Origin of the sequence: Enterocloster lavalensis (assembly GCF_046603895.1) — a bacterium.
GTDB lineage: Bacteria > Bacillota > Clostridia > Lachnospirales > Lachnospiraceae > Enterocloster > Enterocloster lavalensis.
This window is the reverse complement of record NZ_CP176637.1, coordinates 5,205,135-5,221,279: the sequence shown is the minus strand read 5'-3', so window position 1 is coordinate 5,221,279 and position 16,145 is coordinate 5,205,135. Positions and strand designations below refer to the sequence as shown.

17 protein-coding genes are annotated in these 16,145 nt (G+C 56.7%); all 17 read right to left on the bottom strand.

Features of this window, described 5'->3' with window-relative positions:
- Window positions 1-83: 83 nt before the first annotated feature.
- The 17 genes from ACK2JC_RS23465 to ACK2JC_RS23385 all read right to left on the bottom strand — a co-directional run bounded on the left by ACK2JC_RS23465 (window position 84) and on the right by ACK2JC_RS23385 (window position 16,088).
- The gene (locus ACK2JC_RS23465; protein ID WP_320936510.1) at window positions 84-701 is read right to left on the bottom strand and encodes a GNAT family N-acetyltransferase; all 618 of its coding nucleotides are present in this window, start codon (window positions 699-701) and stop codon (window positions 84-86) included.
- 153 nt (window positions 702-854) lie between these two features.
- Window positions 855-2,138: a phosphoribosylamine--glycine ligase gene (gene purD / locus ACK2JC_RS23460; protein WP_320936509.1), complete on the bottom strand. Its 1,284-nt coding sequence runs from the start codon at window positions 2,136-2,138 to the stop codon at window positions 855-857.
- Window positions 2,139-2,275: 137 nt separating this feature from the next.
- Window positions 2,276-2,872, bottom strand: a complete 597-nt coding sequence (gene purN, locus ACK2JC_RS23455) for a phosphoribosylglycinamide formyltransferase (RefSeq protein ID WP_092365355.1) — start codon at window positions 2,870-2,872, stop codon at window positions 2,276-2,278.
- A complete protein-coding gene (gene purM, locus ACK2JC_RS23450; protein WP_320936534.1) occupies window positions 2,866-3,897 on the bottom strand; it encodes a phosphoribosylformylglycinamidine cyclo-ligase in 1,032 nt (343 codons plus the stop codon). Before purM ends, purN begins: the two co-directional genes overlap by 7 nt.
- 118 nt (window positions 3,898-4,015) lie before the next feature.
- The gene (purE, locus tag ACK2JC_RS23445) at window positions 4,016-4,531 is read right to left on the bottom strand and encodes a 5-(carboxyamino)imidazole ribonucleotide mutase (protein WP_107434866.1); all 516 of its coding nucleotides are present in this window, start codon (window positions 4,529-4,531) and stop codon (window positions 4,016-4,018) included.
- A gap of 356 nt (window positions 4,532-4,887) precedes the next feature.
- Window positions 4,888-6,984 carry an aminopeptidase gene (locus tag ACK2JC_RS23440; protein ID WP_107434897.1) on the bottom strand — a complete coding sequence of 699 codons (2,097 nt, stop codon included), beginning with the start codon at window positions 6,982-6,984 and terminating at the stop codon, window positions 4,888-4,890.
- Window positions 6,985-7,290: 306 nt separating this feature from the next.
- Window positions 7,291-7,611: a hypothetical protein gene (locus ACK2JC_RS23435; RefSeq protein ID WP_007714265.1), complete on the bottom strand. Its 321-nt coding sequence runs from the start codon at window positions 7,609-7,611 to the stop codon at window positions 7,291-7,293.
- Entirely contained in the window at window positions 7,608-8,084 is a 477-nt protein-coding gene (locus ACK2JC_RS23430; RefSeq protein ID WP_092365365.1) for a VanZ family protein, read from the bottom strand. Before ACK2JC_RS23430 ends, ACK2JC_RS23435 begins: the two co-directional genes overlap by 4 nt.
- A gap of 11 nt (window positions 8,085-8,095) precedes the next feature.
- Entirely contained in the window at window positions 8,096-8,254 is a 159-nt protein-coding gene (locus tag ACK2JC_RS23425; protein ID WP_166434445.1) for a hypothetical protein, read from the bottom strand.
- 24 nt (window positions 8,255-8,278) lie between these two features.
- Window positions 8,279-8,962 (bottom strand): orotate phosphoribosyltransferase, encoded by a 684-nt coding sequence (gene pyrE, locus ACK2JC_RS23420; RefSeq protein WP_007714275.1) that lies wholly within the window; start codon window positions 8,960-8,962, stop codon window positions 8,279-8,281.
- Between the two features lie 192 nt (window positions 8,963-9,154).
- The gene (locus ACK2JC_RS23415) at window positions 9,155-10,057 is read right to left on the bottom strand and encodes a dihydroorotate dehydrogenase (protein WP_107434896.1); all 903 of its coding nucleotides are present in this window, start codon (window positions 10,055-10,057) and stop codon (window positions 9,155-9,157) included.
- A 43-nt stretch (window positions 10,058-10,100) separates the two neighbouring features.
- Window positions 10,101-10,886, bottom strand: coding sequence for a dihydroorotate dehydrogenase electron transfer subunit (locus ACK2JC_RS23410; RefSeq protein ID WP_107434865.1), 786 nt, complete (start codon window positions 10,884-10,886; stop codon window positions 10,101-10,103).
- 18 nt (window positions 10,887-10,904) lie between these two features.
- Window positions 10,905-11,822 carry an orotidine-5'-phosphate decarboxylase gene (gene pyrF / locus ACK2JC_RS23405; protein ID WP_107434864.1) on the bottom strand — a complete coding sequence of 306 codons (918 nt, stop codon included), beginning with the start codon at window positions 11,820-11,822 and terminating at the stop codon, window positions 10,905-10,907.
- Window positions 11,823-12,338: 516 nt separating this feature from the next.
- A complete protein-coding gene (locus tag ACK2JC_RS23400) occupies window positions 12,339-13,241 on the bottom strand; it encodes a nucleoside hydrolase (protein ID WP_320936508.1) in 903 nt (300 codons plus the stop codon).
- Window positions 13,225-14,244, bottom strand: coding sequence for a nucleoside hydrolase (locus tag ACK2JC_RS23395; protein WP_227168829.1), 1,020 nt, complete (start codon window positions 14,242-14,244; stop codon window positions 13,225-13,227). The genes ACK2JC_RS23400 and ACK2JC_RS23395 overlap by 17 nt, the downstream gene beginning before the upstream one ends.
- 33 nt (window positions 14,245-14,277) lie before the next feature.
- Window positions 14,278-15,162 carry a carbohydrate ABC transporter permease gene (locus tag ACK2JC_RS23390; RefSeq protein WP_107434862.1) on the bottom strand — a complete coding sequence of 295 codons (885 nt, stop codon included), beginning with the start codon at window positions 15,160-15,162 and terminating at the stop codon, window positions 14,278-14,280.
- An 11-nt stretch (window positions 15,163-15,173) separates the two neighbouring features.
- Entirely contained in the window at window positions 15,174-16,088 is a 915-nt protein-coding gene (locus ACK2JC_RS23385) for a carbohydrate ABC transporter permease (RefSeq protein ID WP_092365385.1), read from the bottom strand.
- Window positions 16,089-16,145: the final 57 nt, after the last annotated feature.

The window sequence follows — 16,145 nt, the reverse complement described above, 5'->3', positions numbered from 1 at the left end:
CCTTCTATCCTTTCCAGGTGCCACCCCTCTGGCAGACAGCCTGATTATACCATACGATCCCTGCTTTCTTCCGCATTACAGACCTACTCAATATCTTTATATGTCACTTTATAGTGAGCAATGAATTTTCCTCCTGCAATATTTTCCATCTCAGGGTGCAAATTTATTAACCATTCATAATTCTCATCATCTTTATCTTTTAATTGATTCAAAAAAGCCTGATACTCACTTGGCTCTTTTCCAATAAATGTTGCACCTAATTTTTGAAACAATCCCAAACTTGGTTCATTATTTGAATAAATTCGCGCCAGAAAATAATCTATCTTGCTTATACTAGATACTTGACGCATAAATAATCGCAAAGCATCATATGCCACCCCCTGTCTCTGATATCTTCGAACAACATCACACCCTAGTTCCGGAGTCTTGGAATTGAGTTCACGCAATGTAATATTTCCTACATAGGCACCGTCTTCCCTCAATATAATTGAAACACGAATAGCGTCTTCATTTTGTTCTTCCACCCATATCTTTTCAAAATATTTTCTGAACATTTTCTCTTCCATCCGACCCTTTATTATAGATATTTCAGAAAATAGATTATAATAAACTTCTTTGTCCTCCGAAAGTTGTTTTCTCAACAGATATTGCTCGTTTTCTGCAAGTACATTTTTGTCATTAAAATAATATGATTTATCCATAACTCTCCCCCTTCTGCTTCTCTACTCTGTACATACTAAACTATTTTACCATACCAAAACAAATGTTTACAACGCAAAAGACGCCCACTTTCGGAGCGTCTTTTAAGGCTTTTACTATATGACATAATTTGTCCTGACTGACACAACTTGACATTAATTGGCAATCGCCTCATCAATCGCCTTCCCAATATCCCCCCTCATATACTTATTCCCAAATTCCACCCACTCCGTCGCCTTATACGCATTGGCCCTGGCTTCCTTCAAATCCTTCCCCTTGGCCGTCACGCCCAGCACCCGGCCGCCGTTTGTCACGATATTTCCCTCTGTGTCAAACTTACTTCCCGCATGGAACACATAATACCCATCCTGATCCTTAAATTTCTCCAAGCCCTCGATCTTATACCCCTTCTCATAGTGCTCCGGGTACCCGGCCGAGGCCAGCACCACGCAGACCGCCGCGTTGTCCTCAAAATCCAGCTCCACCTGATCCAAAGTGCCGTCCACGCACGCCTCAAACACGTCCACAATATCGTTCTTCATCCGCGGCAGCACCACCTGGGTCTCCGGGTCGCCGAACCGGGCGTTGTACTCCAGCACCTTTGGCCCGTCTGCGGTCAGCATAAGTCCAAAGAAAATAATCCCCTTGAACTCCCGCCCTTCCGCCGCCATAGCGTCCACCGTTGGCTGGTAAATGTGCTCCCGGCAGAACCGATCCACCTCGGGCGTATAGAACGGGCTGGGCGAAAACGTCCCCATGCCGCCGGTATTGAGCCCCTGGTCGCCGTCCTTGGCCCGCTTGTGGTCCTGGGCGGAGGTCATGATGCGGATGGTCTTACCGTCCACAAACGCCAACACGGACACTTCCCGGCCGGTCATAAACTCCTCCACCACGATGCGGTCCCCGGCGGAACCGAACTGCTTGTCCAGCATCAGGGTCTTCACGCCCTCCCTGGCCTCCTCCCGGGTATTGCAGATCAGCACGCCCTTGCCCAGGGCCAGGCCATCCGCCTTCAGCACCACGGGAACCGGCGCAGTTTCCAGATACTCCAAAGCCGCCTCCGGCGTGTCAAAGGTCTCATAGGCCGCTGTGGGAATCCCGTATTTCTTCATCAAATCCTTGGAAAATGCCTTGGAGCCCTCCAGAATAGCCGCGTTCTTTCTAGGCCCAAAGGCTCTCAGCCCCGCCGCCTCCAGCGCGTCCACCAGACCCGCTGCCAGGGGATCGTCCGGCCCCACCACCACCAGGTCAAAGGCTTCCTGTTTGGCAAACTCTGTCATTTTCTCAAAATCCATCACACCGATGCCCACGCACCTGGCAATCTCCGCGATTCCCGCATTTCCCGGCGCGCAGTAAAGCTCCTTCACCTTGGGGCTCTGGGCCAGCTTCCAGCAAATCGCATGTTCGCGGCCACCGCCGCCGATAACCAATACTTTCATCCCGTCCGTCCTTTCCACTGCCTCTCACAGTCCAATCCCGATTGCATTCAATCAATCGCCCGCCGGCTGCGCCAGCGGCCCATTGCATTCAACCAAAATCCGCCCGCCGGTCTTTCCTCCGGCGGGCTTCCCGTCTATCACTCAATTCGCCCGTTGGCGATCCTGTCGATGGCCTCCGGCAGAATCACCCACTCCGCCTGCTCCATCACCCGCCGCTGCAATACCTCCGGCGTGTCACCCGGCAGCACCTCCACGGCTTTCTGTAAAATAATGGGGCCCGAGTCCATTCCCTCGTCCACAAAATGCACGGTGGCGCCGGTGATCTTCACCCCCCGGGCCAGGGCCGCCTCGTGGACCTTCAGTCCATAGTAGCCCACTCCGCAGAAGGAGGGGATCAGGGACGGGTGCACGTTGATGATCCGGTTCCGGTATTTTGCGATCATGGCCGCCGGAATGGTCACCAAAAATCCCGCCAGCACGATCAGGTCCAGCTCATATTCGTCCACCTTTGCCAGAAACGCCTCGTTAAACGCCTCCCGGCTCTCAAAGCTCTTAGGGGACATGCAAACCGCCTGGATGCCGCGGCTCCTGGCCCGCTCCAGGGCGTAAGCCCCCGGATTGTTGCTGATCACCACCGCGATCTCAGCGCCCGTGATCTTCCCGCAGTCCAACGCGTCCAGAATCGCCTGCAAATTGGTGCCGCCGCCGGACACCATCACGCCGACTCTCAGCATACGTCCACACCTTTCTCGCCGTCCACGATCCGTCCCACCACATAGGGGGATTCCCCGGCCGCCTTCATGGCTTCCATGGTCTTCTCCACGTCAGCGGGGTCCACCGCCACGATCATACCCAGGCCCATGTTGTAGGTGTTGTACATCATTTTCTCCTCAATCTGTCCCTTTTCAGCCAGCAGTCCGAAAATCGGGGGGATGGGGTAGCTGTCCTTCTCCACCACCGCGCGCACGCCGTCCTTCAGCATGCGGGGAATATTCTCATAGAAGCCGCCGCCGGTGATGTGGCTGCACGCCTTCACGGTCACGCCCGCCTCCTTCACGCTCTTTAACGCCTTCACGTAAATCTTGGTGGGCGCGATCAGCGCCTCGCCCAGAGTCGTACCCAGCTCCTCATAATAGGTATTTAAGCCCTCTTTGGTCAATTCCTTCTCAAACACCTTGCGCACCAGGGAAAAGCCGTTGCTGTGCACGCCGGAGGAGGCCATGCCGATGAGCACGTCGTTTGCCACCAGGCTCTCGCCTGTGATCAGGTCCTTTTTGTCCACAATCCCCACCGCGAAGCCGGCCAGATCGTACTCATCCTCTGGATAAAATCCCGGCATCTCGGCGGTTTCGCCGCCCACCAAAGCCGCGCCGGACTGCTTGCAGCCCTCTGCCACGCCCTTCACGATGGTGGCGATCTTCTCCGGAACATTCTTGCCGCAGGCAATATAATCCAGGAAGAACAGGGGCTCGCCGCCCGCGCATGCCACGTCGTTCACGCACATGGCCACGCAGTCGATGCCCACGGTGTCGTGCTTGTCCATAAGGAAAGCCAGCTTCAGCTTGGTCCCCACGCCGTCCGTGCCGGAGAGCAGTGTGGGCTCCTCCATCCCCTTGAAAGCAGACATGGAAAATGCCCCCGAAAAGCCGCCCAGGCCGCCCAACACCTCGGGCCGCATGGTTCCCTTCACATACTGTTTCATCAGTTCCACCGACTTGTAACCGGCCTCAATGTCAACTCCGGCGTTCTTGTAATCCATCATCGTAATTTGTCCTCCGCTTTGTTTTCCACTAAAATGCGCCTGACTGGGGCGGAAACACACCCGCGCCCTGCCTGCCGGGAACTCCCCGGCCACCGCTCATACGCCACCGCACGCCTTATTTCATCTGCGCCAGATATTCCTTATAACCGATGCTCTCCAGCTTCTCGGCCTTCTTCACCACGTCATTTTTCAGGCTCTCGGAGTAATTCTTAAGCTTACCCAGCAATTCCCCGTCGGAAGCCGCCAGAATCTTCGCCGCCAGAATGCCCGCGTTCTGCCCGCCGTTGATGGCCACCGTAGCCACCGGGATGCCGCTGGGCATCTGCACGATGGAATACAGGGAGTCCACGCCGCCTAAGTCGGAGGTCTTCATGGGGATGCCGATCACAGGCAGGGGGAAGATCGCCGCGCACATGCCCGGCAGATGGGCCGCTTTGCCCGCGCCCGCGATAATCACCTTAAATCCCTTCTTCTCGGCGCTCTTCGCCCAGTCGAAAAATACGTCCGGCTCCCGATGCGCGGAAATAATCGTCATCTCGTAATCGATCCCGAACTTGTCCAGAATCTCCGCCGCCTTGGCCATAACCGGCATATCCGAGTCGCTGCCCATCACAATTCCTACTTTTGCCATTGTTCATTCTCCTTTTCAGTGGTCATTATCCTGACAAATAATTATTATTAGTAAATCTAATATATATCTTTATGTATTTCTCATTTACTTATAATTATAATACTAGGATTTTCCCGCTCCGTCAATAGGCAAGTGCACGAAAAGGACGCAAATATCCCGTCGTTTCCCAATCACCTTGCAGCAGCCCCGCGAAAAAGCGCAGAATAAAAGGGCGGGAGCAAATGCACATCACCTGCACACACACTTCCGCCCGTGTATATCACACCGTTATATTTTCCGCGCCCTATATCTCGCGTTCCTATATTCCGTGTCCCTTATATTCCACGCATCTCTGCTGCAAGCTCCGCCATCCTACGCTACCGTTCCCCCAGCGCCTCATTCAGCGCCTCCGTCCCGTCCAACGCGAACCGCCCGTCCCGGATAATCCCGATCCGGCTCCTGTCCGCTCTCACCGCTGTGATATCCCCCAGCTCCGAGTAAGGAATCGTAATGTCCGTGTGGCAGCTGAAATACGCCTTGGCCATATCCGTCTTTCTGAGAAGAGAGACCTCATTGTCCCGGGCGATCACCTCCCTGCCGTCGGGATTGTACATGGGAGAATCCTCCGCAAAACTGTAGCAGGTATCCCCCACCGCAAAGTGGGGCCCCATCTTCTCCGCGATCAGGATTGGAAGCTTGTCGCCGATCCCAAACCGTTTCGCCATGGCGTAGGCCGCCGTGTTGGTGCCGATGGCGAATTCCCCCAGAGGCAGCCAGTCGTGTCCCCGCAGAATCACCTGCTTCACCAGCTTCCTTCCCTGCTCCATCCAGTCCCCGTCGGGCTTAAAATTCTCGCAGGAAAAGTCCGTCACCCGGCCCTCCGCAAACCGGATCCGCAGATTCTTAAACTGGTAATCCTCCACATACACGTTCCCCACATGGAGCAGCCCCTCCGTCCCTGTCAGCAGCGGCGAGGTGAACACCTCCCCAAGAGGAATATTCACATCCGCCACGCAGTTCTCAAAATTCGTCTCCCGGGTCCGGTCCGCCAGTGGATGAAGCTTCACCCGAATGTCCGTCTCATTGCTCCCCCGGCCCGTCACCTCCACAAAGTCCGCCTGATCCAAGGCGTCGATGATCACCTGCTGGATATCCCGGTACTTGTCATAGTCCAGGGTATTGATCACAATGGTCTCCCGGAAAATGTCCGCAAAATCCGGTCCGATCTGCGGCATTGGAAATGCGATAATGGTAAAGCTGGTCTCGTCCCCCGGCATATACCGGTTGGCGATCTGGCGCAGCTCATTTGCCAGGGAGCTCGTCACTTCCTCCTGGTGGGCGTTCAGGGAAAATGCCGTCTTCTTGTTCACCGGCGAAAATCCCTCCTCGCCGAAGGTCTCCACCAGCGCTGGCCCGGCGCACCACCCGGCCAGCTCCTTAAACTCCTCGTAGGCCGCCCGGCTCACCGCCAGCTTGCGCTCTCTTATGGCGCTCCCCATATACAGGGCGCTGTCGTAGCGGTGATCGTACTCGTACTGCTTGTTGGGGGATGCGCCGTAATATCCCCGCTTGCCCGCCGCCCTGCGGTTAATGGACTGCACCGCGGCCCGGTAGAGAATGGGCGTGAGTCCCATTTCCTGGAAATTCTCCATAGCCTTGCGGATCATGCGCTCAAAACCCAGATGATACTCGATCACCACGGTGCGCTTTTTGCTCAGATCCCGCCCCATGACCTCAAAACCCCGGCGGAATCCCTCGGTGTAGGTGTCCGCCATGCGGTCCACCGTCTCCCGGGGCAGGCTGTTCATAAACTCCGCCAGCCTGCGCTCATGGTCGGAAATATACTCCCCGAACCGGTACAGGTAGCGCAGGTCGCCCAGATCCGACTCCCGGATAATGTCCGCGGCAAAGGACAAAGCCGGGTCCACGGCCTCCCGGATGCGCCAGCGCACGGTAATGTCCGCGTAATCGCTGACAAACCAGTACAGAATATCCCGCACCTCTTGAGGCTGGGGCGCGCTCTTTCCCTCGGCTTCGGCCTGCTCAAACAGGTTGCACACCTCGATAAAGGTCTCATTTAAAATGGTAATCTCCTCCAGGCGCATCTCAAAGGCAAAGGCGATATCCCCCCTTATCTCCGTGTACAAAAATGCCAGAAGCTGCCCCAGCTCCGCGCCCAGTATTTCCGCCGCGCAGTCTGGGTTGGCAAAGCTGTTCCCGTAGTGTTCCGGCAGCACGTCTCCGTACAGCCTGCGGTTACGCTCCTCCAGTTCCTCCAGCGTAAGCTCCGTGCCTGCCTCAATCTGACAGACCAGCTCCCGGATCTGTCCGATAAAGGCTGCTACCCGCTTAAAATAACAGCCGTAAGGCTCCGCCGGACCTTCCTCCTCCATGGCGGCAATCCGCTCCATGGACAGGTCGTAGCGCTCCCTCACGGCTTCGTTTTCTTCCCTCAACAATTCCCGGTAATCCATTCTGCTCTCAACTTCCCTTCTGAATCCAAACTTGCAGCCCACAGCCCGCCCCATAAAGCTCCTTAGCAAACTGCAGCACGTTTCGCAACAATCGCCCTCAGGCTGCGCCAGCTATCCATTGCAGCTAAACAATCGCCCGCAGGCTACACCAGCGGCCCATTGCATTCAATACAAAACGCGCCGGCGGCTGCATAACCCCGGCGCATGTCTGAGCCTCATTTCCGCCGCCTGGCCCGGGAAAGCTCCCGGCCTCGACCGGTATTTCTCAGGACAGGACACGCCCCAGGCGCTGCGGTGAACCGCGCCTCAGCGCAGCGCCACCACCAGCACCATCAGCCAGAATATAATCACCACCAGCGCGATTCCCACGCCAATCTTTGCCAAAATATAATTTTTTTCTTTCTCCATAAAAGAGATAAACCCGAACCAGATCCCCATCACCGCGGCCACAATGCTGGAAAATCCCAGCGCCCCGGTAATGAGACCGGCCTGCCCGGCGTTTCGCACCGACACAATCATGGTGCCGGTGGCAAGCAGCATACAGACAAGCCCCAGTCCCAGGCTGAAATAGCTGTTCTTCGCAAAGGGATGACGGATATAGGAAACCTTGTCACCGACGTACTTCACCGTCCGTTTCCCTCCTTTTTGCGCAAATAAATTCTCGTGCGCTGGACCGCCTGGTAGCACACAAAACCCAGGCCCGCGCCCAGCGTGTTGAGTATCATGTCGTCCACGTCAAAGCTTCCGACCTTAAAAATCAGTTGGATTGTCTCCAACATAAAACTAAATGCAAAGCTAAACACGATGGTTCTGTACCACCGCTTGCTCCTGCGGCTGACAATCGGAAGAAAGAAACCGCAGGGCATAAACGCCACCACATTTCCCACGATGTTGATCAGGAACGCCCAGAGTCCTACCGTGCCGCGGTAACGTATGAACCGCAGAATCTCCTTAAAGGGAACCAGGTTGTAGGCGTAGCCCCTGTCCGTATCCGTCCGCCCGAAGCTCTCGGAAAAAAACATGAAATAAGCCAGCAGGCACAGGTACAGGATAAACAGTACCCAGCCAAGCTTCTGGCGTTTTGTGGTGTTTCGAATCATGGGCGCCTCTCTTAAAAAATGATGTCGGATTTGCGCTTCAGCAGCAGCGCGCCATTGACAATCGCCACGATTCCCACAGTCAGCCCGGACACCAGGATGATCACGCCGATGGCGATGCTCCCTGCGCCGGTGTTGCGCATAGTCTTATATACTTTCTCCATCTGATTCATAGACACTCTCCTTGCTGTCAGCTGTCAGTCTCTGACCGCGCCGTACTGCTCATAGTAAGCGTCCAGCGCCGCCTTGATTTTGTCGTCAATCACAACAGTTCCATTGCATTCGCGGTTGTAGAGGTGCTCCATCACGTCCTCCATGGTCACGATGGCCGCGGTGGGGAAGCCGTAAAGCTCGCTGATCTCATCCAGGGCGCCCTTGGTTCCCTTGCCCCGCTCCATGCGGTTTAAGGATACGATCAGTCCCACAACCTCCACGTTGCCCTGGGCTTTGACGATGGGATAGGTCTCCTCAATGGACTTTCCGGAGGTGGTCACGTCCTCGATGATCATCACCCGGTCCCCGTCCTTAATGGGGCTTCCCAGCAGCACGCCCGCGTCGCTTCCGTGGTCCTTGGCCTCCTTGCGGTTGGAACAGTAGCGGATGTCCTTGCCGTAGAGGTCGCTGATGGCCATGGTGGTGGCCACGCTCAGCGGAATCCCCTTGTAAGCCGGCCCGAACAGCACGTCAAAATCCAGGCCGAAGTTGTCGTGGATGGCCTTGGCGTAATACTCGCCCAGCTTCTTCAACTGGGTTCCGGTCACATAGCTGCCCGCGTTCATGAAAAACGGAGACTTGCGCCCGCTCTTTAACGTGAACTCGCCAAACTTGAGCACCTTGCTCTCCACCATAAATTCAATAAATTCCTGCTTATAGCTCTCCATTTTTTATCTCCTCGTTATCTCAGTGTATTTCCGCGCGGGGGATAGGGGGGGATGGGCGGTCTTGCGCCGCCTGCTGCCGCACCGCACAGAACGTCCGCCCCGGGCCACCGGGCCGCAAACCTCCGCACGGTGCGTCCGCCCCGGGCCGCAAACCGCCTCAGACCTCCGGGCCTCCCGCTCCGCACAACCTTCTCAGCGCACCGCGCCGATCAGTTCCCTGATATCCTGTATTCCATTTTTTACCATATAGTCCCGAATCCCATCCACTGTCTCCACCGTAGCGTAGGGATTGTGGAAATTGGCCGTGCCGATGGATACCGCCGTGGCGCCCGCCAGAATGAACTCCAGCGCGTCCTCTGCATTGCAGATTCCGCCCATGCCGATCACCGGCACCTTAACGGTCTGGGCCACCTGGTATACCATGCGCACCGCCACCGGCTTGATGGCCGGGCCGGACAGTCCGCCGGTCTTGTTGGCCAGAGCGAAGGTCCTGCGGTTCACGTCTATTTTCATCCCGGTCAGAGTGTTGATCAGGGAAATGGCGTCCGCGCCGCCCTCCTCGGCCGCCCGCGCCATGACGGTGATGTCCGTCACATTGGGGCTCAGCTTCATGATAATGGGCTGCTTCGCGTGGGCCTTCACCGCTTTGGTGATGGCCTCCACGGCCTTGGGGTCCTGTCCGAAGGCGATGCCGCCCTCCTTCACGTTGGGGCAGGAAATGTTGATCTCCAGCAGGTCCACCGGCTGGTCTCCCAGGCGCTCCACCACGTCGATATAGTCCTCGGTGGTCTTGCCGCAGACATTGACCACGATCTTCGTGTCGTACTGTTTGAGGAAGGGGATGTCCCTGGCAGTGAACACATCGATGCCCGGGTTCTGAAGGCCGATGGCGTTGATCATGCCGCCGTAGGTCTCCGCGATCCTGGGGGTTGGGTTCCCGGGCCAGGGCACGCTCGCCACGCCCTTGGTCACCACCGCGCCCAGGCGGTTCAAATCCACAAACTCGCTGTACTCCTCGCCGGAGCCGAAGGTGCCGGAAGCCTCCATCACCGGATTTTTCAGCTTCACGCCCGCGATCTCCACTTCCATATTAATATTGCACTGTTTTTGATCTGTATTCATCACGCCCGCACCTCCGTCACAGCTCGATCTCATCCGCCAGGAACACAGGGCCGTCCTTGCAGACCCGCTTGTTGTGCACATGGGAATGTCCGTCCACCTCTTTGGACCGGCATACGCAGGCCAGACACGCGCCGACTCCACAGGCCATCTTCTCCTCCAGGCTCAGCCAGCACTCCATGCCCTGCTCCTTTGCGTATGCCTTCAGCGCCCGCAGCATGGGGGTGGGGCCGCAGGCGTAGATCACCTGGGCGTCCAGGGCATTCTCCCGGATAGCGTCCAGAACATTTCCCTTTGTGCCGAAGCTGCCGTCCTCCGTGGCCACGTATACCGGGCCGTACTGTTCAAATTCTTCCTTTAAAAACATCTGGATGTCCCGGTAGCCCAGCACTGCCTGGATATTCTCCCGGCCGGTGACAAGGCTCAGCTCCTTAGCCAGCTCCAGCATGGGCGGAATGCCGATGCCGCCGCCGATCAGGAAGGCCTTCTTCCCCTCCCGGAGGGTGAAGCCGTTGCCCAGGGGACCCAGCACGTCGATGGTGTCGCCCGCTTTTAAATGCGAAAATTCTTCCGTTCCGGCCCCGGCCACCCGGTATACCAGCCGGAGGGTTCCATTTTCCCGGTCAACGCCGCAGAGGCTGATGGGCCTGGGCAGCAGGCGGGAGCCGTCCCGGGAGTACAGGTCCACAAACTGTCCCGCAGCGGCCTGGGAAGCGATCTGAGGAACCTGAATCTGCATACTGTAGATCCCGTCGGCCAGCTGCTCCTGGGCCGTGATCTTTGCCGTCACTTTCACTTTTGCCATTTTCCCACGCTCCATTCCTTACAGCACGCTGTTGATATCCGCAACCATGTCGATCACAGCCTGGCGGGAGGCCTCCGCGAAGTGCTCAGGACCGAACTGTTTGTACTTCTCCTGGCGGTAAGCCGCGATGATGCCTCGGGAGGAGTTCACCACAGCGCCCAGCCCGTCCTCATTAAAGCAGTGGGCCAGGTCCGCCGCGGTGCCGCCCTGGGCGCCGTAGCCGGGCACCAGGAAATAGGTGCGGGGCATGAGCTTTCTCAGAATCCTGCTCATCTCCGGGTAGGTGGCGCCTACCACCGCGCCTACGTTGCTGTAGTCGCCGTCCATGCAGGTATCGCCCCACTCCACTACCTTCTCAGCTACCAGCTCGTACAGGGGACGGCCGTCGATCAGGCGGTCCTGGAACTCGCCGCTGGAGGGGTTGGAGGTTTTGACCAGCACGAAGAGGCCCTTGTCCTCGCTGTTGCACACGTCCACAAAGGGCTTCACACCGTCCGTGCCCAGGTAGGGGTTCACGGTGAGGAAATCCGTGTGGAAACCGCTGTAGGTCTTGCTGCCCACCTGCACCTTGCCCAGATGGCCGGTGGCGTAGGCCGCGGAGGTGGAGCCGATGTCACCCCGCTTGGCGTCGCCGATCACCAGAAGGCCCTTCTGCTGGCAGTAATCTACAGTTTTCTGATAGCTTTTTAATCCTTCGATTCCGAACTGCTCGTACATTGCGATCTGGGGTTTGACGGAGGGGATCAGGTCACAGGTGTGATCCACGATCTCCTTGTTGAACTGCCAGATGGCGTCCGCCGCGCCCTCCAGGGTCTCGCCGAACTCGTTGTAGCTCTTCTTTAATATGTGCTCGGGGATGTAGTTCAGCATGGGGTCAAGGCCGACGCAGATCGGCGCTTTCGTTTTCTTTATTTTCTCAATTAACTGTTGAATCATGGTATCCTCCTTGATCTTCTCTCACGTTCTCCCGGGGTATGCCCGGAAACCTCTCCCCATTCTAACATATATGATTTCGCGTTTCAAGTAATTTACTGGCGGGGTGGGCGGGATTTTGGGGGAGGTGGGGATGTAGCCGTTCGTGAGAGGCGGGGCCGCGGGGCCGGAGGTTCCGGATTCCGCGGTGGGAGAGTCTAAGGGGCGAGGGGCACAAAAAGCCGGGCACCGCTCCGAGCTCCAGCGCCGGCCTGATGCCGGCCCCTCCGCCTACGCTTTACTCCGGGCGTGGAGCGCCCTGCGTAATCCCGGCTTTTTGCGCCCCTCGCCCCTAAGACTCTCCGAACCGCTCCACAGTCACCTCCAGCCCCGCGTCCCCGCCTCTCACCCGCTACGTTTTCTGCCTGGGGTAAAAGAAATGCTTCTTGAGTTCGCTAAAAAGGACACCTTCCCGCGTATTTCGCCGCTATGGCGTATTTTCTGCGCAAGTAGGTGCCTTTTGATTTGTGCATTTTTTTATTATGATGTGATGATCTGGGTAAAGGCTTTCTTAAATTCTTCCGCCTGTACCTGCTTCGCACAGCGTATGTTTTGATGTTCATTCCCGAAGCCGATCTGGAAGCGGTTGAAGGTCATTCCTCTGGTGTGCTCTCCGCGCAGCTCTACCTGGATGTCCTCGCCGGAAAATTCCAGCAGGTCCCGGTCGCGGACCGCGAACACGGCCATGGGGTCGTGGAGGAAGGTGTGGCGGCCGCGGTTTTCCCGGTAGCACAGCAGCAGCTGGGACAGGAGCTTTGTACCGGGCTTGCCGCAGTTCGCCAGAAGGTCCACCAGCTGGTCGTCCACCTGGCAGCGGGTGGTGACGTCCAGGCCCACGGCACGGATGGGAAGGCCGGACGTAAATACGATGTTGGCCGCCTCGGGGTCGCTGCGCACGTTCAGCTCCCTGTAATGCATATAGTAGGCTCCGGCCATCATTACGATCTCCCGGATGTTTTTCTTTACCTCGGGGTGCAGATATAACAGTACCCCGATGTTGGTCAGGGGGCCGATGGTCACCAGGGTGATGGGCTCCTTTGCTTCGGTCAGGGTCCGGCGCAGATACTCTACCGCATCCATGGACCGTTCGTAGGGCAGCTGCTCCATCTCCGGAAAAAGCTGTTTGGGCACTGCGGTGACGTCCGCCGCCTCCACAAGGGGCTTTCCGAGGCCCGCATACACCGGAATGTCCTCACGGCCCAGCTCCCGCAGCAGGCTCACCGCGATTTTGGCGCGGGCGGCCGTGTTGCGGAACACGGTGGTGATCCCAAGTATTTCCAGCTGCCGGGATTTTACGGCCAGGCAGATGGCCAGGGCGTCGTCTGCGTCGTCCCCGATGTCTGTGTCGATGATGATTTTGGTCTTTTCAGTTTTCTCCTCCAAGCGTTTTCCCCTCCCCTGTAATTTTCTCACCGCGCGCCAGATAGCGGCACAGCATGGCAAACAGTTTATCCCGGTCCGCCTGGTAGGCGATGTAGGTGGGATTTTCAGGGCGGCTGTAGCGGTATCGGGAGGACACCATCAGCGCCCCGTCCGCGATGTGGCCCCCGATGTCCACGTCGCAGGACTCATGGCGCACGTCGGTGAGAACTGACGGGTCGATGGCCGCGCATACAGCCAGCACGTCGTGGAGCGCGCTCTTCTTTTCCGCTCTTGCTCCGATCAGGTTGGCCGCGTAGATGCGGTGGTAGAGCATCTGGGCCGCGAACTCCGCTTCCTTGGTGCCGATCCGGCGCAGCTCGTTTACCTCCTCATACCCGAACCAGGAGCTGTGCGTGGCGTCCAGCGTCACCACGGTCACCTTCACGCCGCAGTTCAGCATGATTTTGGCCGCCTCGGGATCATTGTAAAAATTCGTCTCCGAGCGGTAGGACCGGTTGTGCACGTGGATACCGCCGCCCATGCAGATGATTTCATCGATATGTTCCGCCACCGTGGGGTCCATGCGCAATACCGTAGCGATATTTGTCATGGCGCCCACCGGGATCAGGGTGATCTTTTCGTTTGCGTATTTTAGCGTCCGCCAGAGCCAGGGCACGGCGTGCTCCTCCTGAACGCCGCTGACGGCGGGGGGCAGCGGCAGTTCCTTCTCGTGGACGGCCACTACCTTGCCGTCAATGATGGTGTCGTGCTTTACCTCGTCCGCGTTCACCCTGCGACCGGGCGTCAGGTCCTGGACCAGCGGATAGGGGCAGCCCTGATAGACCGGGATTTTGGATTTCATAAAATCCATAACCCGCATCGTATTGTCCGTAGTGTACGGAAGCGGCAGGTTGCCGTGGACGGTGGTAACCCCCAGAAGTTCCAGCTCCCGGCTGAGAATGGCGGTCATAATCGCCACCGCGTCGTCGCTTCCCGTGTCCACGTCCAGAATGATCTTTCTCATGGCCAAATTCATTACCTCCTCTTCGATACAGCGCTATCCCTTGGTTCCGGACGAAGCGATTCCCCGGATATAATACTTCTGGAAGGGAATGAGAATCACGCAGGGGATCACCATGGAAATGGTGATTCCCGCAAACAGCTCCGCCCACATGGTGCCGTTCTCCAGCTGGAAATCCGCCAGCGCCACCTGAAGCATTTTCAGCTTATCGGACCGGGCCACCAGAAGGGGCCACATAAAGGCGTTCCACTGGGCCGTAAACATCACCAGCGCGCCGCTGATAATGGTGGGAATACTCACCGGCATCACAATCTGAAGATAGGTCCGAAACTCCCCCGCCCCGTCCATCCTGGCCGATTCCAGCAGGGAGTTGTCGATGTCCACAAAGCTCTGGCGGAACAGGAAAATGGTCATGCCGTTGGCCACCGCCGGCAGTATCACCGCCTTGTAGGTGTCGATCCACCGCAGCTTCATGATAATGGAGTACAGCGGAATGGCGATGGCGTCAAAGGGGATCATGATGGAAAACAACACCAGCATCATCATGATCCGTTTCCCCTTAAATTCCATCTTCGCCAGCGCGTACCCCGCCATGGAGCAGACGAAAATGCCGATGGTGATGGTCAGAAAGCAGACCAGCAGCGTATTTCCCACCGTTCTCGCGAAATTGTACTTTACAAATATCGTCCTGTAGTTCTCCAGGGAGTAAGTTCCGAAGAACATCTCCCGGAGGGAAAACGGGTTGATGTTGGCGAACACCTCGTTGTTGCTCCTGAACGAGGAGGTCATAAACCACAGGATCGGCATCAGCACGATAAAGGAGGCGACGGCCAGCGCGGCGTATTTCAATACCATAACGCCCTTTTTCACAGCCCGTTTGCGCCGTTTCTGCCTTTCAAACTCGGAATTTACAGTATTCACAGCCCCACCTCCTAATCCACGATCTTGAAAAATTTATTCTGCGCGTTCAAAAACAGGATGCTCACCACAATCAGAATCACCACAATGGCGTAGGAACGCCCCATGTTGTTGTAGCTGTACGCGGATTTGTAGGCCTCCAGCATCAGCACGTTGGTGGCGTTCTTGGGACCTCCGTTGGTCTGGATGTACATGGGCGCGAAGAGCAGCAGATTCTGGATGGAGTTGGAAATCACCACGAATCCAAAGGTGTTCTTCATCAGCGGAATGGTGATTTTGAAAATGGATTTTATGGTCGAAGCCCCGTCGATGCGGGCGGCCTCGTACACGCTCTCCGGGATGGACTGCATGCCCGCCAGCATGAACATCATCCAGTACGGTATGGTTTTCCACGCTGCAATCATCATGATACAGCCCAGAGCCTGGCCGGGATCTGTGAGAAATCCCTGCCACCCAATTCCAAAATATCCCAGAAATGTGTTGAGCAGCCCCTGGTAGGGGTTCATCATCAGCGCCCAGACCGTGGTGGCCATGGCCATGGAAATACACACCGGTATGTAGAAAATCGTCCGGAATACCTTGATTCCCGGCAGATTCTGATTGAACACGGCCGCCAGGATAAAGGCGAAGCAGATTTCCACCGGCGTGGTCATCAGATTGAAAACGATGGTATTTTTCAATGAAATGTAAAAAATATTGTCCTGAAACAGATTGATAAAGTTTTGTAATCCCACAAAATGCCGGATGTTGCGCGCTCCCACCTTAAACAGGCTTCCGTGGATGCTCACGCAGATCGGCAGCACCTTGAAGGCGATCAGAACCAGCATGGCCGGAGCCACGAACAGATACGGTATCAGCTTTCGCTTCATATGATACCCGGTCCATTTTTCAGTCCCCTTGGTTCCACACTTTGTTTTCATACCATTCATGCAAATCCCTCTCCCAAAATTGCCGTCTGTGTGCCGCGGTCCGCAGAACCGTCCGTT